The organism is Actinoplanes sp. NPDC026619 (assembly GCF_040638295.1).
Classification (GTDB): domain Bacteria; phylum Actinomycetota; class Actinomycetes; order Mycobacteriales; family Micromonosporaceae; genus Actinoplanes.
On sequence record NZ_JBEZYA010000003.1, the window covers coordinates 170,612 to 193,402 of the forward strand.

Here is a 22,791-nt window from a genome sequence, read left to right on the forward strand (position 1 = left end):
CCTGACCGTCACTTGGGGGCCTCCGATGTCCGATCATCGGCCCGTCTGGCGACTCTCACTCCTCGGCGCGTGGCAGCTCAGCTGCGACGGCCGGGAGGCCGAGGTCGGCCGCAACGGGCAGCGACTGTTCGCCTTTCTCGCACTCCACGGCGCCTGCGCCCGCTCGTACGTGGCGGGCGCCCTGTGGCCGGACTGCTCCGACACCCGCGCCAGCGGCAACCTGCGCGCGACGCTGTCCCGCCTGCACCGGCGCGGCCTCGCCGAAATCGTGCCGCCGTCCTGCGGTGTCGTGTCGATGTCACCCGCGGTGCAGGTCGACGTCCACCGGGTCCGCACGGCCGCGGCCCGCGTCCTGGACGGCCCTCCCGTCCGATCCGCTCTGCGGTCGCTGGCCGGCGACGAGCTGCTGGCCGGCTGGTACGACGACTGGGTTCTGGTCGCCCGCGAACAATTGCGGCAGCAGCGCCTGCACGCCCTGGAAGCCTTGTCCGCCCGGTTCCTGACCGCCGGCGACACCGCGGCGGCCGTGGAGGCCGCCCTCGCCACCGTCGCGCTGGAGCCGCTGCGGGAGAGCGCACACGGCGCGGTGATCCGCGCCCACCTGGTCGAGGGCAACCGCGCCGAGGCGCTGCAACACTTCGGCCGGCTGCGCACCCTGCTGCGCGGCGAACTCGGCGTCGAGCCGTCGAGGACGGTGAGCGAGCTCTTCCGGACCTGTCACAGCACTGTCACACCCCGCGGATGAAGCTGCCTTGTCAGCCACCACAAGGGGGAACACAAAATGCCAGGATTCAACGACACCGAAGCCATCGCGGTCTACCCGACCGACCCGAAGGACTCCTTCCGGGTGCCGGTCGTGGAGAGATCACTCGGCTTCGACATCCACTTAGAGGCCGAGGCGGGCAACGGCGTGACCGGCCCGAACGCCATCACCCCGTACGCCGCCTCCGTCCAGATCACCAACCTCACCCAGTTCAAGCTGGTGAAGGCGACCGCGCCCGGCAACGCGACCGGCACCATCGGGGTCAACCAGACCTGGACCCCGAGCAACCAGGCCTTCGTCTTCACCGTGGCGGCCGGCTCGCCCGACATCAAGGTCGGCGACCTGCTGCAGGTCATCGCGAGGCTGCGCACCGGCAACCCGGCCGGCGCGAACAGCAACGATTTCTCCCTGGTACAGAGCGAAATCTTCGAGGTCATCTGATCGCGTACGCCTGAGGGGCGCCCCGGCGTCCCTCAGGCCACCTCGACCGTCCGGCCGGTGCTCACCACCAGCTCACCGATCACCGGGTAACCCGGGATCTCCCCGACGACCAGCAGCCCACCCGACGTCTGCGCGTCGGCCAGCAGCAGCAGCTCGTCCTCCGACACCTCGGCCGCCAGGTGCGGCCGCACCCAGTCGAGATTGCGGCGGGTGCCACCACTGACGAACCCGTCGGCGAGGGCCTGCCGGGCCCCCTCGAGGTACGGCACGGCCCGCGCGTCGAGCCGGGCGGTGACGCCGCTGGCACGCGCAAGCTTGTGCAGGTGCCCGAGCAGCCCGAACCCGGTCACGTCGGTGGCGCAGCTGACTCCCGCTTGCTTGGCCGCCTCGGCCGCGTCCCGGTTGAGCGTGGTCATCGCCGTCACGGCCTGCGGAAAGACCTCACCGGTCGACTTGTGCCGGCTGTTGAGGACCCCGATGCCCAGCGGCTTGGTCAGCGTCAGCGGCAACCCGGCCACCCCGGCGTCGTTGCGCAGGAGCCGGTCGGGGTCGGCGATGCCGGTGACCGCCATGCCGTATTTCGGCTCCGGGTCGTCGACGCTGTGCCCCCCGGCGACGTAACAGCCGGCCTCCCGCGCGATGTCGAACCCACCCCGCAGCACCTCAGCGGCAAGCTCCATCGGCAGCAGGTCCCGGGGCCAGCAGAGCAGATTGACCGCGACGACGGGCGTCCCACCCATGGCATACACATCGGAGAGCGCGTTGGCCGCAGCGATCCGCCCCCAGTCATAGGCATCGTCGACGACGGGGGTGAAGAAGTCCGCGGTGGCCACGATGGCCTGCCCACCGGCGATCCGCACCACGGCCGCGTCGTCCCCGTCATCAAGCCCGACCAGGAGTTCGCCCGGCCCGCGCGGCAGATCCCCACCGACGAGCCCCGCCACGACGGCCTCGAGCTCGCCGGGCGGAATCTTGCAGGCACAGCCGCCGCCGTGCGCGTAGGAGGTGAGTCGCTGCGCAGATGTCGTCGTCACCTGTCTAGTGTGATCCCCGGAGGCGTTCAGGTGGCTGGTGCCCCTCCCGGTCTTCAAAACCGGTGTGGCCCGGCATCCGGGCCAGGCGGGTTCGATTCCCGTCCGCCTCCGCCAGCTAAATGCATTTGCGCACGGCATTACCTGTCCGGGTGTCAGATTCGCGACATGCCGTGATTGAACTGCGCAGCACTTTGCGGCACCACCTGCGCGCCGACAGGTTCGGCTCTTTGTTGATCACTGACCACGCTATTGATCAACTTTGCTCGATCTCTGGAATCCCAGTAGCGTCGCTCGCCTGATCAAAGGCTCTTGCCACACTCGAACGGATGACAGATGAGCACGCCTGTCAATAATGAAACCCGGGTCGAAACGACGCGGCGCCACGCAAAGCGCGGATGGTTCGAGAAACAGCCGGACACCGCGAAAGCCGCCATCATAACCGGCGTCTTCAGTGTGGTGGTCGCCCTCATCGCCGGAACGGTCGGCCTCGCCACCGGCGTGTTCGGCAGCAAGAACGAGGCACGCCCGACCAGCACCTGGGCGACATCCATCGGCAGCCCTACCAGCGCGGAAGTGGACACCCCCGCGGCAACGCAGTCCACCGATGCAGCGCCCGAACCCAGTGCCGGAGACGCCGACGGCGCAGATCGGCTCCACGGGCGGACCTTCAACGAAAACTATCAGATAGACCTCGACTCGACCCGTCAGAACTGGGATCTGAGCAGGTCCTGGAAATCGGGATCCGACCTGGGCTTCGAATACATCAGCATCAAGACGATCAAAATTCAAGGCGAAGCTTCCAGGGCCCGAGCGACGCCGAATATCGACGACTGCAACAACTCGACCGTCCGTTTCCGGTACGGCATCGAGGACGAAGACTTCGCCGCCGGAAATGCGTTCTGCGTGATAACGACGGACAATAAATGGGTTTGGGTCAAAATAGTGCGTTTCGATCTGGACGCGGAGAACAAGAACATAACGCTGGACATCGTCCCGCTCGGAAAAGTGCAATAGCTCGCCATGATCGGTTCTGGTGGACGATGAACCCATGACCTTCCTCCCTACGGCGACCAGCGACGACGAGAAGCGCCGCGCCGCGCAGGTGGCGGTGCTGCCGATCGGCAGCTTCGAGCAGCATGGTGCCCACCTACCCGGAAGGACTGGTCGGCCGCCAGGGACGCGGCCGATCTGACCACCTCCGCGCACGACGACATGCAGGCGGGCGAGATCGAGGCCTCGCTGCTGCGTCTCGTCGCCAGCTTCAAGACCCACCTCGACGCGCTGACCGCGCTCGCGTAGTCCGTCGCCCCCACATACGCTGCGAGCATGGCTCGGGTGCTGGTCACGGGAATGTCGGGGGCCGGCAAGAGCACGCTCCTCGCCGCCGTTGCCCGCCGCGGCTACCGGACCGTAGACACCGACTACGATGGCTGGGAGCTGGCTGACGCCCAGTGGGACGAGCCGAGGATGAGCGCACTCTTGGCCGAGCATCCCACGATCGCCGTGTCCGGGACCGTGCGGAATCAGGGCCGCTTCTACGACCGATTCGAGCACGTGATCTATCTCTATGCCCCGCTGGCGGTGCTCCTGGATCGGGTGCGGGTTCGGACCAACAACCCCTACGGCAAGAAGTCCGAACAGCAGGCCGACATCACCCGGTACGTCGCCGAGGTCGAACCGTTGATCCGCCGGGGCGCGACTCTTGAACTCGACGGACTTCAGCCGGTCCAGGTGCTGGCCGATCAGATCGAGCGCTGCCTGCTCTCCTCCGGACAGGCCGGCGCGGCCGGTCAGGTGTAGTCGAAGTAGCGGTTCCACCATGTGCTGGAGATGCCGGCGCCGTCGTAAGGCCGCCACAGAGGTTCCTCGGGGATGAGGGTGTAGCCCAGATCGTCCTGAACCTGACGGTCGACGTCGCACCGGTTGCCGAAGCTCGCATTGAGCTGCTGGGCGAGTCGTTCGAAGCGGGCCCGCGCCGTCCGGTGGTCGTAGTTCGCCGGGAACTCCAGGTGGCCGGGGTCGTCGAGGGAACGCAGCAACTGCCAGAGTTCGGCATCGTCGGCGGGCACCGGGCCATTGTGCCTGCTCGTGAGTTCTCGCCATGATCGGTGTCGCTGGAAGGGCGCTTCGAAGAGCTTCGCGGCAAGACCGCGGAGTCCTTCGATTCCGCCCACTCGGCGATCTTCAGGGCGAGCCGCGTCAACTTTGGTTGACGGAATTTGGACAGCACTCATCCCGAACCCCTTACCGACGGCTCAGAGGAACTGCTTGATCACCCGCGATCGGGCAGGGCGATCCCCTCGATCACGGACGCCGCGGGCTCGCGGCGTGGCCAGGCCACGGCGATGACAGCGGCGGCGAGGGCGGCGAGGCTCACGGCCGTCCACGGCTGGAGCGCAATCACGTCGCTCGGGCTGTACACGATGTACGGATACGGCGAGCCGTGGGCGTACAACATCACCTGGTAGGCGTCGCGGTAGAGCGAGTAACCAGGGACGATCGCCGCCGCGAGGGCCACCGCCGACATCGCCCTCGCCGCCCACCCCCGACGGCGGCCGCTGTCGCGCATCCGGAAGGCGAACGCGACCGCCAGCAACCATCCGGCGACAACCCCGGCCACCACCCCGGCGACGGTCAGCGGCCGCACGGCCGCCGTCTCACGTGGCCAGACCTCGGTGCCGTACATGACGTCGCCGTTGACGATCGCATCACCGTCGCCCTGGAGCTTCAGACCACCCCTGGTCGCCGTGTAGCTGACGGACTTCATCGGGATGCGTTCGGCCTTCTCGATGTCGTCGGTGAAGTTGCCGAGAACGTAGCCGGTCCGCTCCTCGAACGACGTGATGCGCCAGCCGTCGGCGACCAGCGCGGCCCGGACCCGCTCGGCCGAATAATCGCTGGTGCCGTCCGCCCGTACGAGCGCGTTCGGGGTTTTCATCGCCGACGCCTCCCGGTAGACGGCGGCGGGCGCGGGCATGCCGGTCAGCGCGGCATTGAGCGCCCGCAACTCGCTGTCGGACGGCACGGATGCGGCCGTCTGCCAGCCCGCCCAGGTGCCGGCCGCCGCGCCGAAGCCGCCGAGCAGCACCGCCGCGAGCAGAGCGCCGGCCCACACGAGGGGCTGCCGGGCGGGCGGCCGGAATCGCTCCCGCAGACCACACAGGACGAGGTGCACCGCCAGCCCGCGGCTCGGCCGCCGGCCGGCTTCGGCCATGTCCAGCAGGGTGGTGACCATCTCGGCGCCGCGGTGATTGCGGTAGGAGCGCGGATAGGCGCGCAGCAGCCGCTCGCAGCGGCGTTCCCACTCCACGGTCACAGCCCACCACCGAAGGCGAGCGGCCCACCACCGAAGGCGAGCCGCAGTCGGGCGGCCGCCGCGTCCGCGTTGCGCCGAAGCCGCTGCACCTGCGTCGCGAGCTCCGCCTTCCCGGCGTCGGTGAGCCGGTAGTAGCGCCGGAGCCGCCCCCCGACCGCTTCCTCCCGGTCCATCACGACCAGGCCCTGCTCGGTGAGCCGGTCAAGCGCCCCGTAGAGGGTGCCCGGCCGCAGCACGACCTCACCCTGCGACAACTCCTCGACGGCGCGAAGCACGCCGTACCCGTGGGCCGGTTCCGCCGCCAGGGCGGTCAGGATCAAGAACGTCGGCTCCTGCATGACCGCGTACGCTATCCCGAGCGTTATATAACGTCAACCGTAGTATCAGTGTCTCGGCAGCACGCGCACCGTCTCCGGCCCTTCGGCCATCCCTTTGTCGTAGTTCCTTCGGAGCCATTCGTAGGAGTGATTGTGTTCGCGCGGCGCTGTTATACCGGTGGTAGCTCAACGTATCGGGATGGTGGCTGTGATGGATCTTGGAGAGTTGTCGACGGCCGTGGTGCCGTACGTGGCGGCCACGGCCGCCGCCTACGGCGGCGCTGTGGTCCAGAAGGCGACCGACACCGCCGTCGACAGTGGCGCCGACGCAACGGTCGGCTGGGGACGGAAGCTGCTGGCCCGGCTGTTCCTCTCCAGCCGGGGTGGACAGATCACCGAGGCGGTCGAGGAGCTGGTCGAGGACCCGGCCGACGAGGCGTCCCAAGCGGTGCTGCGTGCCCAGGTCCTGAAGGCGCTCAAGGATGACCCGGTGCTGGCGGCCGAGTTGGAGAGCATGGTCCGGCAGGCCGGCGGCGATCGGTACAACGTGCGGATCAGCCACAGCAGCGGCTTCCAGATCGGCTCGAACAACGTTCAGCACAACGTGACGAGGCCACCCGCGCCATGAGCGTCCACGACAGCCACGGCTTCCAGCAGGGCGACAACAACGTCCAGATCAACTACTTCGGCGCCGGGGGCGTCGTCCTGCGGCCGGAAGCGCTGCTCGAACATGTCCGCGAGCTGGCTCCGGCCACTCTGGAGGACCGTGACGCCGAGCTGGCCGAGTTGCGCGCGTTCTGCTTCGGGGCCGAGCCCTACGTGTGGTGGCAGGGCGAGCCGTGGTCGGGCAAGACAGCGCTACTCGCGACATTCGTGCTCGAGCCGCCGGACGGCGTCGACACGCTGCACTTCTTCGTCCGGGCCGGCCAGTCCTACTGGAACGACAGCACCGCGTTCGAGCTGACCCTGCACTCCCAGCTGACGACGTATCTGGAGACCACTGCCTCCGGCGTACGGGACCCGGCTCTTCTGCATTTGGAGCGGGCCGAGCTCTTGGGGCGGGCACTCGATCTGGCGCAGGCGAACGGGCGGCGGATGGTGCTGGTGGTCGACGGCATCGACGAGGATCAGAGCCGCAATCGGGCCACGTTGCTGCCGAGCATCCTCACGCTGCTGCCGGCCGAGCCGCATCCGGCGCTGCGCGTGGTCCTCGCCGGTCGTCACCAGTTCGATCTGCCGGTCGACGTCACCGATCATCCGGCTCTGACCTGCCGGGTGCGCCGGCTGGCCGGCTCGGCGCGGGCCGCCCGGTTGTACCGGGAGGCGCGGCTGGAACTCGACACGCTGCTGCGCAGCGACTCTCTCGCGCAGGACGTGCTCGGCTTCGCCGTCGCGTCGGAGGGCGGCATCAGCATCGACGAGGTCGCCGAACTCACCGAGAAAACCGCCCATCTCGTACGCGAAACCATCGTGAACGCCGGTGGCCGAACGCTCGTGGTGACACCGTTCCCGGACGGCGGCGAAGGCTTCGTCTTCAGTCACGAATCGCTGCGGGAACAGGCCAGCGAGGCCCTGGGCAGCGCGATGATCGGTCGCTATCGAGCCCGGATCGATCGGTGGTCGGTGGGCTACGGCCGCCGCCGCTGGCCGGCCGACACCCCGTTCTTCCTGCTCGCCCGGTACGGCAAGCTGCTGGCCGACAACGGCGAGACCACCCCGCTCACCGCCCTCGCGCTCGACCCCGACCGGCATGCCCGAATGCGGCAGCGCCTCGGCGGCGACGGCCCGGCGCTCGGCGAGATCGTCGCCGCCCAGGTCTGCTGGACCAGGGAGAAAGATCCCGATCTCGCCGGCGCCGCCCGGCTGGCGAAGCTGCGCTGGGAACTGACCGCGCCCAACCTGCACATGCCGCCGTCGCTGCCGGCCGTGTGGGCGCTGCTCGGGTCACCCGAGCGCGCCTTCGCCCTGGTCGGCGCGATCGAACCGAGCCCGCAGCGCACCGACCTGCAGCAGTCGATCGTCTCCGCCCTGCTGTTCGTGCACCGCTTCGACGTGGCGTCCTTCATGGCCGTGCAGCTGGAGGACCCGGAACGCGGCACGGCGCTGCTGGCGGTGGCCGTCGAGACCTTCGAGCAGGGCTATCCGGAGGAGGCCGACGAAGTCGTCGGCTTCGCGCTCGACGAGTGCGAGAACGGCATCGACGTGCTGCTGGGGTACGTCCGGGCGCGGGGCTTCGCGTTCGCCCGCTCGATCCGGGATCCGGCGCTGCGCGACGCCGCACTGTTCGAAGTCGTCGACGCGCTGGCTCACGAGGGCCGGATGACCGAGGCCGAGGGCGCGATCGCCGCCATCGGCGACGAGGGCGGCCGCGCGTTCGCCCGGATGGCCGTCGCCGACGCCGGCGGCCGCCCGCTGAGCGCGCCGGACGAGCGGCTGCTCCTGGCGCTGGCCGACGGCGAGCCACAGGTCAACGACAACGTCTCGGCGACGCTGGCTCGCTGCTTCGCCCGCGCCCGCCGGTACGGCGAGGCCACGAACATGCTCCTGCGCATGAACGACCCGGCCACCGGCGCCCCGCCGGTCCTCGAGATCTGCGTCGGCAACCAGGCGTTCGACCAGGCGGTGGACCTGGGCACCCGGCTGAACCTGCTCGTCACGGTTTGCGACCTGTTGGCCGCCGCCGGCGAGCGCACCAGGGCCATGAACATCGCCATGAGCCTGCCCGCGGTCGCCCGGGTGCGCACGATCGCCCTGATCGGCGCGGACCAGGTGGCCGCCGGCGACCACGGCGGCCGCGCACTGATCAAGCTGGCCGACGACCTCGCCGAGCAGACCGGGCCGGAGGCGTCCGTCCCGCTCGCGGTCGTCGTCGCCCGCACCGGCGACCGCAGCCTGATCCAGCGCCGCCTGCGCCGGGTGCCGAAGGACGAGCTGATCGCGGTGGTCCACGCCATCGCCCGCGGCGGGTGGGAGGACGCCACCATGTACGCCATCGCTCTGCTCGACGACCCGGTCGAGCAGGCCGAGGCCGCCCTCACCCTCGGCGAGGCCGTCGTCGGGCAGGACCGGCCGCAGGCGGCCCGGCGGGCGGCGCAGTTCGCGGCGAGCCGGCGGCTGACCGGCACCGATTTCGACGTGGACGAACCCGACTTCGACCCCGGCGAGGCCGACCCGTTCGACCTCGATCAGGCCGGCGAGATCCTCGCCCGCGCCGCCCGGATCCTCGCGCAGGCCGGCGACCTCGACGAGGCCGTCCGGGTCGCGGCGATGGCAGAGATCTCGTCGCGGGCGACGATCGATCCCGACCGCGAGAACACGGACCTGGCGCTCGTCGCGATCACCAGCGCCGAGCTGGGCGACTTCGCGGAGGCGGAAAGGCTGGCCCGGCGCATCGGCGACGAGGGGACCCGCCGCGACCTCCTGGGCAGCATCGCGGTCCTGGCCGCGCGGAAGGGCGACGATTCGGCGGGACGGCTGGCCGAGGAGGTGCAGGGCGACGCGCTGCAGGAGGTCACCCGCATCTTCGCCGCTGACCGCGGCACCCTGGCACTGGCCACCCGCACGGCGAGCCGGGCGACCGAGCCCGACGAACGTGCCGCCGCTCTGGCGTCGGTCGCCGAGGGCTACCGGAAGGCGGGCGATGACGGCTTCGCCAACGAGCTGATCGACGCAGCGGCAGCCATGCTGCCGCCGGCCGAGTATGTCGAGCTCGCCCAGACCGCGGCCGAGCTCGCGGCGACGGCGGTCGCGACACTCCGGCTCCCGAAGGTCACGGTGCTCGAGCGGCGGCTGCCGCTGCCCTGGCAGAAGGCCGTCTTCCACGCCGAGCTGGCGGCTCGAACCATCGACAACGGCGCGTTCACGCCGGCGACCAGCACCGGCCACGCACGGGTCGCCGGCGACATCGCCGCCCGGCTGACCCACCCGTGGCAGACGTGCACGGTCTACAGCCGGCTGATCACCGCGTGGGCCGCGATCGGCGATCCGGCCATGGTCGCCCGGATGACCGAGGCCGCCCTCGGCGCGGCCCGGTCCGCCGGCGAGGACTCGACCTTCATGCTGCCCGAGCCGATCGTGCTCGGCATCGACGCCTACCTGCGGCTCGGCCTGCCCGACCGGGCCGAGCGGCTGGCGTACGAGGATCCCGAACCAGCTCCCGGCGTGCAGGCCTATCTCGCCCAGCGGCTGGCCGAGTCCGGCCACCTCGACGCCGCCCTGCGGGTCGCCGGCGCGATCGCGCTGCACGACCCGTCCCGCGATCGCTGGAACATCCTGGCGCGGGGCGCGTCCGACGATCGCGACGACGCGTTGGCCGGGGTCGTGGCCGTCATGGCCGAGGGCGGCGGACGTCCGGAGAACGCGCTGAAGGTCGTCGACCGGATCACCAACCCGTCGAGCCGGGCTCAGGCGCTGACCGACCTGGCGATCGGCCTGGCCCGCGGCGGCCGGCCGAATCGCGCGCGGCAGCTCCTGGCGGCGGCCTTCGCGCTGGGCGAGTGGACGGTCCCGCTGCACGGACTGGTCGAAGTGGCGCCCGACATCGCGCGAACCGTCATCAGCGGGCCGCACTCCTGACCGAGAACCTCTTACGCTCTTGTCCGGTGATCGATGACTTCGCGAAGGACTATCTGCACCGCCGGCTCGCTGTCCCCGTCAGCGGTCGAAGTCGGTGCTGGTGGACAGCGACCGCCAGGCCTCGACCTCGGCCCGCTGCGCGTCCAGCACCGCGGTGATCGCGGTGACCGCGTCGGTGCCGAGCATCAGCAGCTCCGGGGCCTCCCCGCTCCTCGCCGCCGTGATCAGCGCCTGGGCGGCCCGCGCCGGATCGCCGGGCTGGGTGCCGTGCGCGGTGTCGTGCTCCTTGCGGCGCTTGCCCGCGGTCTCCGCGTAATCGGCGATCGGCGTGGCCGACTGGGTCAGCGACCGCCCCGCGAAGTCGGTGCGGAACCCGCCCGGCTCGACCGAGGTGACCGTGATGCCCAGCGGCTGCAGCTCCTTGCGCAGCGAGCCCGACATGCCTTCCAGCGCCGCTTTGGACGCCGAGTAGTAGCCCGATCCCGCCGGGCTGATCCGCGCGCCGATCGACGAGACGTTGAAGATCGACCCCCTGCGGCGGGCGCGCATGCCGGGCAGCACCGCCTTGATCATCGCGACGGCGCCGAAGAAGTTCGTCGCGAACAGCTGCTGCACGTCGGCGTCGGCGCCCTCCTCGACCGCCGCCCGATAGCCGTAGCCGGCGTTGTTGACCAGCACGTCCACCCCACCGAAGCGCTCCTCCGCCGCCGCGACGACCGACGCGATCCGCGCGGCGTCGGTGACATCGAGGGCAGGAGCCAGAGCGCTTGACGGGTACGCCTTGGCCAGGTCCTCGACACTGCCGGCATCACGGGCCGTCACGACCGCGTTGTCGCCGCCCTCGAGCACGGCCGTGGCCAGGGCGCGGCCGAGGCCGGTCGAGCAGCCGGTGATCAGCCAGGTGGTCATGAGGGGGTCTCCTTCTGCAGGCGGATCGTCAGGGCGGCCACGGCGGGGCCGACGACCGTGCCGACGATCGCCGGGCCGTACCGGTCGTATTTGGTGTGATAGGCGTGGTCGACGTCGATGGTCTCGGCCACGAACGAGACGTCACGGGTGAGCCCGCCGGCCCGGATCTGACCGAAGCCGGCAGCGAGCGCCCGGCGGTACCACCCGTTGGCCGCCCCGTAGGCGCTACGCACGTAGAGCTCGTCACCGGACCGGACCACCCAGACCGGCACGAAGGGCCGCAGCGTCCCGTCCGCCCGCCGCGAGGAGATCTCGAGTTCGGTCGCGCCACCGATCGCGGCCAGCTCCGCAGCCGTCCAGCCGCTCATCGGGCGTGCTCCGGCGCGGTCCAGCTGGCGAGCAGCCGCAACGCGTCGTACTCGGGGCTGCCCGGCGCCGCGTGGTAGGCGTTGAGCCGCAGACCGGTGTCGGCGGTCAGCTCCATCGACTCGTAGCCGAGGGCGAGATCACCGACCTCCGGATGATGCAGCCGTTTGATCCCGGCCCGGTGCTGACGCACGTTGTGCGCCGCCCACCAGGTGCGGAAAACCTCGCTCCGGGTGCTCAACTCACCGATGAGGTCGGTCAGCTTCTTGTCGTACGGGTCTCGCCCTGCCTCGCCGCGCAGCAGCGCGACGGTGTCGGCTGCCAGTTCCGCCCAGTCGAGGTAGAACTCCTGGGCGGCGGGATCCAGAAAGATGAACCGCGCGATGTTGGCCGGCCCCGCCGTGCTCGCGAACATCGGGGCGAACACGGCCCGCCCGAGCGCGTTGACGCCGAGCACGTCGAGCCGCCCGTTGCGCACGTAGGCCGGCGCCATCGTCATCGCGTCGAGCACGAACTGCACACCCGGCCGGATCGTCGCCGAGGGGCGCCGCCGCCCCCGCACGGTGGAGACGGTCGCGTTGGCGGTGCGGGCGAGATCGAGCAGGTGAGCACGCTCCGCGTCGTCGAGCTGCAGGGCCCGGACGAGCGCTTCCAGCACGCTGTCGGACACTCCGGAGAGGTTCCCGCGCTCGAGCCGCGTGTAGTAGTCGACGCTGACCCCGGCCAGCAGCGCGACCTCTTCCCGCCGCAGCCCGCTGACCCGCCGCCGGGACCCGTAGTCGGGCAGCCCGGCCCGCTCCGGCGTGATCCGCCCGCGCCGCGTGGTGAGAAAGTCGCGGATCTCCGCCCGGTTGTCCATGCTCCCGACGCTACGACGCCCGCCACCGGACTGGGAGGTTCTGTCAGTACCGGTCATGTCGCGCTCCGGGCCGGCATGACGAGCAGCGTGCTGATCACCGAGGCGCCGACCACAGCGGCGGCCAGGAACTGCGTGCTGCTGTAGGAGAGACCGGCGCCGATCATGGTGAGGAAGACGGCCACCGAGACGGCCCCGCCCACGTGGGTGGTCGACTCGAACAGCGCGGAAGCCATCCCCCGGTCCTCCGGCGCGGCGTCACCGATGCACTCGCGGGTGAGGCCGACATAGATCGGCCCGGCGCTGAACCCCCACGCGATCAGGCAGACGGCAAGCAGGGCCAGCGAGTGCGCGGAGCTGACCGCGATCAGCGCCAGCATCACCGTGCACAACGTCAACGCGAGGGCGACGACCCGGCGGGTCCCCCAGCGCCGCACCCACCCGGCGGCCGGCACGGCGCTGATCAGCGCCCCGAGCAGGACGGGCTCCAGCACCAGACCGGCCTGCGCCGCGGAGAGCCGAAAAGAATCCTGCAACTGCAAACTGCCGACAACCACGACGACTGCGTACGCGGCGGAATGCGCCCCGAACGCCAGGCAACTCGCGACCAGCCGAGGCGACCGCACCACCGACGCCTTGATCAGCGGATGCGGCACCCGCCGCTCCCAGCGCACGAGAGCCATCAGCATCACCAGCCCCGCCATCACCGGCAGCACCGTCGCCCACCGCAGCCCCTGCTCCCCGATCCGAGTCGCCCCCAGGATGACTCCGAGGAGCCCGCCGGTGGCGAGCACCGCCCCCACGACGTCAAGCCGCCCGCCCGCAAGGGGCGCCGGCTGGTCACCCCGAGCCGGGCCGCCCGCCGGGAAGGCCCGCTGATCGGCCGGAACCGGGCCACCTGCGGCGGACAACCGCTGATCGGCAGGAGCCGGGCCGGCCGCCGCGGACAACCGCTCGTCGGCAGCAGCGGGGCCGGCCGCCGCGGACGACCGCTCGTCGGCAGGGGCCGTCCCGGGTCGGGAAGGCGGCAAATGGTCGGCGGAGAGGATCAGGAGGGCCGCCGGCACGGCGGCGGCGGCGACCGGCAGGACGACCAGGAAGATCCAGCGCCAGCCGAGGTACGAGGTGATCAGGCCGCCGCAGACGGCGCCGGCCAGTCCCGCCGTGTTCGCGGCCGCCGCCACCACCGAGAAGACCCGGCTGCGCCAGGGCTCGCCGGGGAACAGCGTGGCCGCCGACGCGAGGGCGGCCGGGATCGCGAAGGCGGCGCCGACGCCCTGCATGGCCCGGCCGGTCAGCAGCAGGGCGAAGCCGGGGGCCACACCGGACACCAGCAGGCCGGCCGCGGTCAGGGCGAGGCTGGCGACGATCAGCCGGCGGCGGCCCCACAGGTCGCAGACCCGGCCGGCCAGCACCAGGAAGCCGCCGATGCTCAGCGAGTAGCCGGTCACCACCCACTGCAGCGACGCCGGCGCGATCCTGAACTCGGCGCCGATGGCGGGCAGGGCGGTGGCCACCGCGAGGCTGTCGAAGAGCACCAGAAACATCGCGCCCGCGAGCACGAGCGCGGTGAGCCAGGCGTGCCGGACGGCCGGCGTGATCGTCTGCGAACTCATGGTGCCACCGGAACTACCCGGTTTGCGGCCGGGATATCCGGGCTACTCTGCGGGAATGGCGGAGATGCGGCGGTGTCCGCGGTGCGGCCATCCGACCCGCGCCGACCGGATGGTCAAGGGCTTCGGCCGCGAGTGCGCGACGCAGCTGGGCCTGGTCGGCGGCACGGTCGACGTCGGCCACGAGGGCCCCGACCTGCTGGACGTGCTCGACGAGATCACCGAGGACAGCTGCGACGGAGCCGACCGCCCGGCCGACCGCTAGGGCGCATCCGACGGATCATCCAGGGCTGCGGCATGGCCCAGACCCCGATCTCCTGGAAACGGGCCCTTGTCCCGGGCCCGGATACCCGATCAAGGATTTCTGGGCGTGGGGGCCGGGTGGAAGGCCGGAAGGCGTACGGCGAAGGTTGTTCCGATGTGGGGTCTGCTCTCGACCTCGAGGTGGCCGCCGTGGTCGGTGACTATGCGGTGGGCGATGGTCAGGCCCAGGCCGGTGCCGCCGGTGGCGCGCTGGCGGGCCGGGTCGGCGCGCCAGAAGCGGTCGAAGACGCGGTGCAGGTCGCCCGGGGCGATCCCGACGCCGCTGTCCTGCACGGTCAGGATCGCCTCGGTGCCGAACGCCTGGACCCGCACCAGCACGTGCCCGCCCGCGTCGGTGTAGCGGATCGCGTTGGTCAGCAGGTTGCCGAGCACCTGGCGGAGGCGGTCGTTGTCGCCGTCCACCCAGACCGGGTCGGGCGCCTCCGCGGTGAGCGTCACGCCGGCCTCGGCGGCCACCGCCCGGTGTGCGGTTGCGCTGGTCAGGGCCAGGTCGGCGAGATCGAGCGGGGCTTTCGTGTAGCCGAGTTCGCCCGCCTCGGCCAGCGCCAGGACCTGCAGGTCGTCGAGGATGCGGCGCTGGAGCAGGGTTTCCTCGTGCAGCGACACGAACAGTTCCCGGCTGGGCTCGACGATGCCGTCGGACAGCCCTTCGAGATAGCCGCGGAGGTTCGACAACGGCGTACGAATCTCGTGGGCGACGTCGGCGATGAGCCGGCGCTGGCGTTCCTCGCTGCGTTGCACCGCGTCGGCCATCTGGTTGAAGGATTCGGTGAGCCGGGCCAGTTCGCCGCCGCCGCGGGAGAGCACCCGCACGTCGAGGTCGCCGCCGGCGAGTTGCCGGGAGGCCAGGGTGAGGCGCCGCACCGGGCGACTGATCCGGCGGGCGATCCAGGCGGTGCCGAGGGTGGCCACCACGAGCAGCCCGAGCGTGCCGAAGATCGCCGGCCGGCCCAGCTGGGTCAGGTCCAGATCGTCGCGGCCACCCAGGTAGAGCCGCAACGGCGGGGCCGAGGTGGTGGCGACGGCGTTGATGAAGCCGGACTCCAGGCAGACGTTGCCGTTGTAGAGCAGCGCCCGTTTCTCGGTGCAGGCGTAGAACGTGGCGTTCACGTCGGCCTGCCAGGTGGTGTCGCTCTCGACCTTCGTGGTGGCCTGGCGCAGGCAGTCCGGGTCGGCGGTCATCTGCGCCTGCGTCAGATAGGGGGCGTCGCTGGTGAGCAGCACCGCGTCGGTCTTCGTCTTGTCGGCGTGGCAGCGCACCATGACGAGGGCGGCTCGATACTGCGCGACCTGTCGCGCGGCGAGCCAGGGGGCGCTGCCGCCGATCAGGTCGGTCGGCGCCGGCCCGAAGATGCCGTTCAGGTAGTTCTTCTTGATCACCCCGTAGGCCGCGGGGTCGGTGCCCGCCTGCTTGATCGACCGGTCCAGCACCGGCCGCGGGTCGATGCCCTCGGCCGCGCCGCGCACTCCGCCCGAGGGCCGCTTCTGCAGCGTGTCGGAGTCGACCAGCACCTGGCCGTCGTCGGTGCGCAACTGGATGTGCAGATCGGTGCGTTCGGCCAGATCGGCGACGACCACGTCGACACCGGGCCAGTGTCCGTGCCTCAGCCCGTACGTCTGGATGGTGTTGATGATCTCGGTCTGGTGTTTGACCTGGGCCTGCCGGGAGCGGGTGACCTCACGCTGGGTGAGACTCAGGGTGAGCCAGGCGGTGGCCCCGATCGCGGTCACCGCGACCAGCAGGACCAGCATGAAGATGCGCAGCCGAAAACTCATCGGTCGGCGAGCCGGTAGCCCCGGCCGTAGACGGTCTGCACGTAGCGTGGCTCGGCCGGGTTCTGCTCGATCTTGCGGCGCAGGTTGACGACGTGGGCGTCGACGGTGCGCGCGGAGACCTCCTGCTCGAAGCCGAACGTCTTGTCGATGATCTCGCCGCGGGTGAAGACCCGGCCGGGTTCGCGGGCGAGCTGTTCGAGGATGCCGAACTCCTTGGCGGTGAGGCTGACCGGCGCGCCGTCCACCCGTACCTCGAAGCGGCCCGGATCCACCTCGATCCCGCCGACCCGGATGACCTGCGCGGCGGCGTCGCCGGCGCCGATCCGCCGCAGCAGGGCCCGCACCCGTGCGGTGAGCTCGCGCGGGCTGACCGGCTTGGACATGTAGTCGTCGGCGCCGATGTCGAGGCCGAGCAGCATGTCGTTCTCCGAGGAGCGGGCGGTGACCAGCAGGATCGCGACGTTCGACTCGGCGCGCAGGATGCGGCACACGTCGAGGCCGTCGACCAGCGGCATCATGATGTCCAGCACGATCAGGTCGGGCTTGCGCGCGCGGGCCTGGTCGAGAGCCGCCCGCCCGTCACCGACGGTGAGCACCTGGTGGCCCTCCCGCTCGAGGTACAGGCGGATGAGCTGGGCGTGCTTCGGGTCGTCGTCGGCCACGAGAATCCGTGCGGTCACCGGCCGATCATGACTCCTTCTCGCAAACGTGGCCAGAATTGTCCGGAACCTGTGAAGATCGTGTCCGGTTCCGATCCCGGCTTCGATCTTGGTAACTTCCGCACCGGTTCCTCACAAGCGGGTCCCTACCGTCCCCGGCATGTGTGGTTTCGAAGTCTTCGTGAGCAGCCGGGCGCAGGCCGGCCCCCTCGACTCGGCACTGGTCACCGCCATCTCCGGCGGCCTCGAGGCCATGCACCACCGGGGACCGGACGACACCCGGCTCGAGTACGCCGACGGCATGGCGTTCGGGTTCAAGCGGCTCGCCATCCTCGACCGGGCCGAGAGCGCGCAGCCCTTGCACTACCAGGACCGGTGGACGGTCGTCTTCAACGGGGAGATCTACAACTATCGCGAGCTGCGTGCAGAACTGATCAGCGCCGGAGCTTCCTTTGCCACCAGCGGCGACAGCGAAGTCCTGGCCGCGGCGTTCCACCACTGGGGTGCGGCGGCGCTGCCCCGGCTGCGGGGGATGTTCGCGTTCGTCGCCTACGACCACTGGACCGGCACTCTGCACGCCGCCCGGGACCCGTTCGGCATCAAGCCGCTCTACATCCTGGAGACCAACGACGGGATCTTCCTGGCCAGCGAGCGCAAGGCGCTGCTGCCGTTCAGCGGCGGCGACCTGGACACCGACGCGCTCGCCCACTACCTGACCTTCCAGTTCGTGCCGGAGCCGATGACGATGGACCGGCAGATCCGCCGGCTCGCGCCCGGGCACCGGCTGACCTGGACCCGCGGCGGCGGTCAGCGGATCGAGCGGTACTTCCGGCCCTCGCTGCGCCCGTTGCACCTGCAGCCCGAGGTGGCCTACCAGGCGATCCAGGACGCCCTGCGCAGCAGCGTCCGCGCCCATTTGCAGGCCGACGTGCCGGTCGGCGCGTTCCTGTCCAGCGGCGTCGACTCCTCCGCGGTGGTGGCCCTGGCCCGCGAGATCCACCCCGACCTGCACGTCTTCACGGCCGGGTTCGAACAGGAGGGCTACTCGGAGATTTCCGTTGCCGTGGAGACGGCCCGCCAGCTCGGCGTGCGCATCACACCGACTGTGGTCACCGAGGACGACGTGCTGCGCGAGCTGCCCCGGATCGTGCACCTGCTCGACGACCCCAGCGGCGACCCGTCGCTGATCCCGCTCTACTTCCTGGCCCGCACCGCCGCCCGCTACGTCACGGTCGCGCTCTCCGGCGAGGGCTCGGACGAGCTGTTCGGCGGCTACACGATCTACCGCGAGCCGGCCTCCCTCGCCGGGATCGGCCGCCTGCCCGGCGGCATGAAGCGTGGCCTACGGGGTTTGGCGCAGGTGATGCCGGAGGGCATGCGCGGGCGCAGCTTCCTTCAGCGCGGCACCACCCCGATCGAGGAGCGCTACTACGGCAACGCCCGGATCTTCTCCCCCGCCGAGAAGGCCGAGCTCATGCGGTTCACCGCCGAACCACACACGGCAATAACCGCGCAGTTGTACGCCGAGACCGCCGACGTGGACGACGTGGCCTCGATGCAGTACGTCGACCTGCACACCTGGCTGCCCGGCGACATCCTGCAGAAGGCCGACCGGATGTCGATGGCGCACTCCCTGGAACTACGCGTCCCGTTCCTGGACCGCGCCGTCTACGCGGCCGCCGCCGGCCTGTCCACCGACCTGAAGCTGCCCCCGCACAACCGCACCACCAAGCACGCCCTGCGCGAGGCGATGCGCGGCATCGTCCCGGAGTCGGTGCGCGAACGCCGCAAGCTGGGCTTCCCCACCCCGACCCGGATCTGGCTGAAGGGCACGATCGGCGACTGGGTGGGCGGCCTGCTCGCCGACTCGGGCGCCGGCCACCTGCTCGACCTGAACTACGCCCAGCGCCTCCTGACCGACCACCGGGCCGGCGTGGCCGACAACTCCCGCAAGGTGTGGGCGGTGGCGATGTTCTGCCTCTGGCACGCGATCTACGTCGAGGGCACGATCAGCCCGGCGCCGTGGCCGCACCTGGCGATGTCGAATTAGCGCCACCCGCTCCGACTCCCCCGGTAATCGGAGAGGAGCGAGGATGAAATATCTGATCCTGGTGCGCGGGGCGGCTTGGGACGCCGCCCTGGCCACCGAGATGATCGAGGCCGGCGTACACGTCGCCGCCGAGGGCCTGACCGGCCCGGAACTGGCCCGCGGCGCCCTGGCGAGCCCACCGGTGACCGGCTTCTACCTGATCGACTGCCCGTCGGCCGACGAGGCAGCACGCTGGGCAACGGCCGGCGCCGAGCTCCGCCCGGTCCTTCAGGCGGGCGGCCAGGAGTTCTAGGCGGTTGGATGGGTCGCGTGGACAACGCCGCATTCGTCGACGCTACCGAGCCGTTCCGGCGTGAGCTGTTCGCGCACTGCTACCGCATGCTCGGCTCCGTGCAGGATGCGGAGGACCTGGTCCAGGAGACCTACCTGCGGGCCTGGCGGTCCTACGACCGGTTCGAAGGACGGTCTTCGGTACGCACCTGGCTCTACCAGATCGCCACGAACCGGTGCCTGACCGAGCTGGCCAAGCGGAACCGGCGGATGCTGCCCTCCGGCGTCGCCGAGCCGCAACACGATCCGGACGCGCCGCTGGAGGTGGCCGGCGCCGAGGTGGACTGGCTGCAGCCGGTGCCGGACGCGCTGGTGCTCCCGGAGCCGGCCGATCCGGCGGCCGTCGTCGCGGCCCGGGCGGGGGTGCGGCTGGCGCTCGTGGCCAGCCTGCAGTTCCTGCCGCCGAGGCAGCGGGCGGTGCTGATCCTGCGGGACGTGCTGGCGTTCCGCGCCGCCGAGGTCGCCGACCTGCTCGGCACCACGACGGCGTCGGTCAAGAGCTCGCTGCAGCGGGCCCGGGCCACCCTGTCGGAGTTGTCCCTGACCGACAGCAAGATCACGGAGCCGGCCGCGCCGCGCGCCCGCGCGCTTCTCGACGAGTACATCGCCGCGTTCGAGAATGCCGACGCCGCCGCCCTGGAGCGGCTCCTGCTCGCCGACGCGGTCCTGGAGGCGACGCCGCTGCGCACCTGGTTCGCCGGCCGCACCGTCTGCGTGCCGTTCCTGCGCGACCACCTGCTGGGCGCCCCCGGCGACTGGCGCATGGTCGCTACCAGCGCGAACGGGCAGCCGGCCGCCGTGGCCTACCTCCGCGACGAACACGGCACCCACCGGCCGTACGGCATCTGCGTCCTCACCGTCACCGCCGCCGGCATCGCCCGGATCTCCTCCTTCGGCGACCCGGGCCTGGTCGCCGCCTTCGGGCCCGGGCGCTAGATGACCTGCAGGCGTTCGCAGAGGGCGCGCAGCTCGGCGCCGCCGGTACGGCGGGTGGAGCGGTCGAGCAGGAGGCGGACGGTGTCGGCGACCTCGATCGACGTGCGTACGTGCTGGGGCGCGACCCGTTCCGCGGTGAGCAGGAAGCGTTCTGTCGTGGAGCCATGCGCCCGACGCTAACGCCCCGGCCCGCGCGAGTGGTTCATCCCTGTACCACGGTCCGCGCCGAGATTCCTTTTCGGCAGCCGCCGGGTCTTCCTGGGCGTGGGCAGAAGTCCTCGATCACCCGACCTAGGGAATCCACCATGCGCGCACTGCAGCAGACGTCCTTCGACGGCCCGCGGGACCTGCGTCTGATCACCGACGCACCGCTACCGAGTCCGGGGCCGGGTGAGGTCCTGATCCGGGTCACCGCCGCCGGGGTCAACTTCGTCGACATCTCGCAGGCCCGCGGCGCCTTCGCCGGTGGGCCGCGGCCGCCGTACCTGGCCGGCATCGAAGCCGCCGGCGAGATCACCGCGGTCGGGGCGGGGGTGACCGGCCTGGCGCCCGGCGCCCACGTGATCGGCGCGAGCGTCGCCGGCGGCGCCTTCGCCGAATACCTGGTGCTGCCGGCGGCCGCGGCCGTCCCGGTGCCGGCCGGCTGGGCCGACGAGCAGGCCCTGGGCCTGGTCGTGAGCTGGCCGACCGCGCTGGCCGCGCTGAAGCCCCTGGGCGGCCTCGCCGCCGGGCAGACGGTGCTGATCCAGGCGGCGGCCGGCGCGACCGGCCAGGTCGCGGTGACGATGGCCAAGCATTACGGCGCCACCGTGATCGCCGCGGCCGCGCCGGGCAAGCACGAGGTGGTGCGGGCGCTCGGCGCGGACCACGTCATCGACTCCCGCAGTGCCGACCTGGCCGCCGAGGTGCGGCGGCTGACCGGCGGCGAGGGCGCCGACCTGGTGCTGGAGTCGGCCGGTGGGCCGGCCCTGCAGGCCGGCTTGGCCGCGGCCAAGCGGGTGACCGGCCGGGTCGTCGTCTACGGCCTGGCCGGCGGGAAAGCCGCGATCACCAACTGGGACCTGGTCTACCGGCATCAGGTCCACCTGATCGGCCTCAACATCGGCGCCCTGATCCAGGCGGCGCCGCAGATGTTCGGCGACGTCATGGGCGAGTTGTTCGGGCTCCTCGCGGCCGGCGTGCTTCGCCCCGGCCGGCCCACCACCTGTCCGCTGGCCGACGGCCCGGAGGCGCTGGCCGAGCTGGAGGCGCGGGCCACGGTCGGGAAGCTGGCCCTGCTGCCCTGAGATCCGGTCGGCCGGGCCCGGAAAGCCGGTCAGGCCCGGAAAGCCGGTCAGGCCCGGAAAGCCGGCCGGGTCAGACGGTCCGGGCCGACCGGGTGAGCTCCTCGGAGACGTCCCAGATCCGCCGGGCGTCGTCCTCGCTGCGCAGCCGTGAGTAGAGCGGCTGCTCGGCGGGGGCGCCGGCGAGGTGCTGGAAGCCGCCGGGTCCGTAGAACCGGCCGCCGCGGGCGTCCGGCGAGGTCGCGGCGTACAGCGCGGGCAGCATCGCGGTCTCGGGCGTGCCGAACAGGATGCCGCGGCTGCCGAGGGCGCGGATGAGGCGGCCGCCGACGGTGGCCTGCGCCCGGCCGACCGCGGGCTGGGCCTGCAGCAGGTTGGTGGCCGCGACGCCGGGATGCGCGGCGTTGCTGCTGATCCCCCAGCCCTCGGCCGTGCTGCGCCGGTCCAGCTCGAGCGCAAACAACCCGAACGCGATCTTGGACTGGCTGTACGCCTGCATCCCGTTGTAGGACTTCTCCCAGTTCAGGTCGTCCCAGTTGATGGCCCCGCTGTTCGCCGCGATGCTGAGCTGCGAAGTCACCCGGGCGTGGCCCGCGCGCAGCAGCGGAAGCAACTGGCTGACCAACGCGAAGTGACCGAGATAGTTGGTGCCGAACTGCAGTTCGAATCCGTCGGCGGTGGTCTGCCGCTCCGGCGGGGTCATCACCCCGGCGTTGTTGATCAGGAAGTGGATCGGCCGGTTCGCGTCGAGCAGATCGGCGCTCAGCGCGGCGACCGAGCGCAGCGACGACAGGTCGAGCTCGCGCAGCGACACGACCGCGCCGGGATGCCGTTCCTTGATCCTCGCGACCGCCGCGTCGCCCTTGCGGGGGTTACGCACCGGCAGAATCACCTCGGCGCCGGCCCCCGCGAGCCGGGACGCCAGGTGCAGACCGACACCGTCACTCGCGCCGGTCACCAGCGCGACCTTCCCGGAAAGGTCGGGAACCGGGATATCCAGCTGCCTGCGTGTCATCGGAAGCTCCTCTGGGGTGGTGTGTTCCCAGGCTGCACCCTCCGCCCGGGAACAACCACGGTCTGTTGATCCCATGCTGCGGGGACCGGGCCGGCCGTGAGAGGGGATCGGCAATCCGTGGCTGGCGCCGTGCCCCTCGACGCCCGGCACCGAGAGCCACGAGAAGCTCCAGCTCCTCTCGGTCATCGGCGCCCAGCGCATCGGCACCTGGCCTCACCCGGACGTGTC

Annotated in this window: 22 protein-coding genes, 1 tRNA gene and 1 pseudogene; 13 read left to right on the plus strand and 11 right to left on the minus strand. The window is 71.2% G+C overall.

Annotation, left to right across the window (positions count from 1 at the left end):
* Positions 1 to 25: 25 nt before the first annotated feature.
* Positions 26 to 745, plus strand: coding sequence for a BTAD domain-containing putative transcriptional regulator (locus AB0E90_RS09210; protein ID WP_360401824.1), 720 nt, complete (start codon positions 26 to 28; stop codon positions 743 to 745).
* A 36-nt stretch (positions 746 to 781) separates the two neighbouring features.
* Positions 782 to 1,204 (plus strand): hypothetical protein, encoded by a 423-nt coding sequence (locus tag AB0E90_RS09215; protein ID WP_360401827.1) that lies wholly within the window; start codon positions 782 to 784, stop codon positions 1,202 to 1,204.
* A 32-nt stretch (positions 1,205 to 1,236) separates the two neighbouring features.
* Here AB0E90_RS09215 and selD read toward each other — a convergent pair whose 3' ends face one another.
* Complete coding sequence (gene selD, locus AB0E90_RS09220; protein WP_360401830.1) at positions 1,237 to 2,238, minus strand: selenide, water dikinase SelD; 1,002 nt, start codon at positions 2,236 to 2,238, stop codon at positions 1,237 to 1,239.
* A gap of 18 nt (positions 2,239 to 2,256) precedes the next feature.
* On the opposite strand from selD, the gene AB0E90_RS09225 reads away from it, so the two are divergent.
* The 4 genes and pseudogenes from AB0E90_RS09225 (at position 2,257) to AB0E90_RS09240 (ending at position 4,038) form a co-directional block, all read left to right on the plus strand.
* Positions 2,257 to 2,352 (plus strand) — tRNA-Sec (locus tag AB0E90_RS09225).
* Positions 2,353 to 2,571: 219 nt separating this feature from the next.
* On the plus strand, positions 2,572 to 3,252 hold the full coding sequence (locus AB0E90_RS09230) for a hypothetical protein (RefSeq protein WP_360401833.1): 681 nt from the start codon (positions 2,572 to 2,574) through the stop codon (positions 3,250 to 3,252).
* 34 nt (positions 3,253 to 3,286) lie between these two features.
* Positions 3,287 to 3,391 (plus strand): annotated as a pseudogene (locus AB0E90_RS09235) (creatininase family protein); the annotation flags it as partial.
* 173 nt (positions 3,392 to 3,564) lie between these two features.
* Positions 3,565 to 4,038, plus strand: coding sequence for an AAA family ATPase (locus AB0E90_RS09240; protein ID WP_360401836.1), 474 nt, complete (start codon positions 3,565 to 3,567; stop codon positions 4,036 to 4,038).
* Here the strand turns inward: AB0E90_RS09240 and AB0E90_RS09245 are convergent.
* From AB0E90_RS09245 to AB0E90_RS09255, 3 genes are all read right to left on the minus strand, one after another.
* Positions 4,029 to 4,307 carry a hypothetical protein gene (locus AB0E90_RS09245; RefSeq protein WP_360401839.1) on the minus strand — a complete coding sequence of 93 codons (279 nt, stop codon included), beginning with the start codon at positions 4,305 to 4,307 and terminating at the stop codon, positions 4,029 to 4,031. The two genes, AB0E90_RS09240 and AB0E90_RS09245, sit on opposite strands and share 10 nt — an antisense overlap.
* Positions 4,308 to 4,510: 203 nt before the next feature.
* Positions 4,511 to 5,554, minus strand: a complete 1,044-nt coding sequence (locus AB0E90_RS09250; protein WP_360401842.1) for a hypothetical protein — start codon at positions 5,552 to 5,554, stop codon at positions 4,511 to 4,513.
* Positions 5,551 to 5,892 carry a PadR family transcriptional regulator gene (locus AB0E90_RS09255; protein ID WP_360401845.1) on the minus strand — a complete coding sequence of 114 codons (342 nt, stop codon included), beginning with the start codon at positions 5,890 to 5,892 and terminating at the stop codon, positions 5,551 to 5,553. The genes AB0E90_RS09250 and AB0E90_RS09255 overlap by 4 nt, the downstream gene beginning before the upstream one ends.
* A gap of 190 nt (positions 5,893 to 6,082) precedes the next feature.
* Between AB0E90_RS09255 and AB0E90_RS09260 the strand changes: the two genes are divergently transcribed.
* Together AB0E90_RS09260 and AB0E90_RS09265 are read left to right on the plus strand one after the other, a co-directional pair.
* A complete protein-coding gene (locus AB0E90_RS09260; protein ID WP_360401848.1) occupies positions 6,083 to 6,499 on the plus strand; it encodes a hypothetical protein in 417 nt (138 codons plus the stop codon).
* On the plus strand, positions 6,496 to 10,446 hold the full coding sequence (locus AB0E90_RS09265) for a hypothetical protein (RefSeq protein WP_360401851.1): 3,951 nt from the start codon (positions 6,496 to 6,498) through the stop codon (positions 10,444 to 10,446). The genes AB0E90_RS09260 and AB0E90_RS09265 overlap by 4 nt, the downstream gene beginning before the upstream one ends.
* Positions 10,447 to 10,524: 78 nt before the next feature.
* On the opposite strand, the gene AB0E90_RS09270 is transcribed toward AB0E90_RS09265, so the two are convergent.
* The 4 genes from AB0E90_RS09270 to AB0E90_RS09285 are packed head-to-tail and all read right to left on the minus strand — an operon-like array spanning position 10,525 to position 14,193.
* Entirely contained in the window at positions 10,525 to 11,355 is an 831-nt protein-coding gene (locus AB0E90_RS09270) for an oxidoreductase (RefSeq protein WP_360401854.1), read from the minus strand.
* Positions 11,352 to 11,723 (minus strand): DUF2255 family protein, encoded by a 372-nt coding sequence (locus tag AB0E90_RS09275; protein WP_360401857.1) that lies wholly within the window; start codon positions 11,721 to 11,723, stop codon positions 11,352 to 11,354. The genes AB0E90_RS09270 and AB0E90_RS09275 overlap by 4 nt, the downstream gene beginning before the upstream one ends.
* Positions 11,720 to 12,580, minus strand: coding sequence for a helix-turn-helix transcriptional regulator (locus AB0E90_RS09280; protein WP_360401860.1), 861 nt, complete (start codon positions 12,578 to 12,580; stop codon positions 11,720 to 11,722). The genes AB0E90_RS09275 and AB0E90_RS09280 overlap by 4 nt, the downstream gene beginning before the upstream one ends.
* A gap of 53 nt (positions 12,581 to 12,633) precedes the next feature.
* Positions 12,634 to 14,193, minus strand: a complete 1,560-nt coding sequence (locus AB0E90_RS09285; protein WP_360401863.1) for an MFS transporter — start codon at positions 14,191 to 14,193, stop codon at positions 12,634 to 12,636.
* Between the two features lie 55 nt (positions 14,194 to 14,248).
* Between AB0E90_RS09285 and AB0E90_RS09290 the strand changes: the two genes are divergently transcribed.
* The gene (locus AB0E90_RS09290; protein WP_360401866.1) at positions 14,249 to 14,455 is read left to right on the plus strand and encodes a hypothetical protein; all 207 of its coding nucleotides are present in this window, start codon (positions 14,249 to 14,251) and stop codon (positions 14,453 to 14,455) included.
* Positions 14,456 to 14,544: 89 nt separating this feature from the next.
* Here the strand turns inward: AB0E90_RS09290 and AB0E90_RS09295 are convergent, their stop codons facing one another.
* Together AB0E90_RS09295 and AB0E90_RS09300 are read right to left on the minus strand one after the other, a co-directional pair.
* Complete coding sequence (locus AB0E90_RS09295; protein WP_360401869.1) at positions 14,545 to 16,290, minus strand: ATP-binding protein; 1,746 nt, start codon at positions 16,288 to 16,290, stop codon at positions 14,545 to 14,547.
* Positions 16,287 to 16,970, minus strand: coding sequence for a response regulator transcription factor (locus tag AB0E90_RS09300; protein ID WP_360401872.1), 684 nt, complete (start codon positions 16,968 to 16,970; stop codon positions 16,287 to 16,289). Before AB0E90_RS09300 ends, AB0E90_RS09295 begins: the two co-directional genes overlap by 4 nt.
* Before the next feature lie 139 nt (positions 16,971 to 17,109).
* Between AB0E90_RS09300 and asnB the strand changes: the two genes are divergently transcribed.
* The 4 genes from asnB to AB0E90_RS09320 all read left to right on the plus strand — a co-directional run bounded on the left by asnB (position 17,110) and on the right by AB0E90_RS09320 (position 21,551).
* A complete protein-coding gene (gene asnB, locus AB0E90_RS09305; RefSeq protein WP_360401875.1) occupies positions 17,110 to 18,999 on the plus strand; it encodes an asparagine synthase (glutamine-hydrolyzing) in 1,890 nt (629 codons plus the stop codon).
* Positions 19,000 to 19,042: 43 nt separating this feature from the next.
* The gene (locus tag AB0E90_RS09310) at positions 19,043 to 19,291 is read left to right on the plus strand and encodes a hypothetical protein (protein ID WP_360401878.1); all 249 of its coding nucleotides are present in this window, start codon (positions 19,043 to 19,045) and stop codon (positions 19,289 to 19,291) included.
* Between the two features lie 17 nt (positions 19,292 to 19,308).
* On the plus strand, positions 19,309 to 20,265 hold the full coding sequence (locus AB0E90_RS09315) for an RNA polymerase subunit sigma-70 (RefSeq protein WP_360401881.1): 957 nt from the start codon (positions 19,309 to 19,311) through the stop codon (positions 20,263 to 20,265).
* A gap of 305 nt (positions 20,266 to 20,570) precedes the next feature.
* Positions 20,571 to 21,551, plus strand: coding sequence for an NADPH:quinone oxidoreductase family protein (locus AB0E90_RS09320; RefSeq protein WP_360401884.1), 981 nt, complete (start codon positions 20,571 to 20,573; stop codon positions 21,549 to 21,551).
* A gap of 70 nt (positions 21,552 to 21,621) precedes the next feature.
* On the opposite strand, the gene AB0E90_RS09325 is transcribed toward AB0E90_RS09320, so the two are convergent.
* Positions 21,622 to 22,563, minus strand: a complete 942-nt coding sequence (locus AB0E90_RS09325; protein WP_360401887.1) for an SDR family oxidoreductase — start codon at positions 22,561 to 22,563, stop codon at positions 21,622 to 21,624.
* Between the last annotated feature and the right edge of the window lie 228 nt (positions 22,564 to 22,791).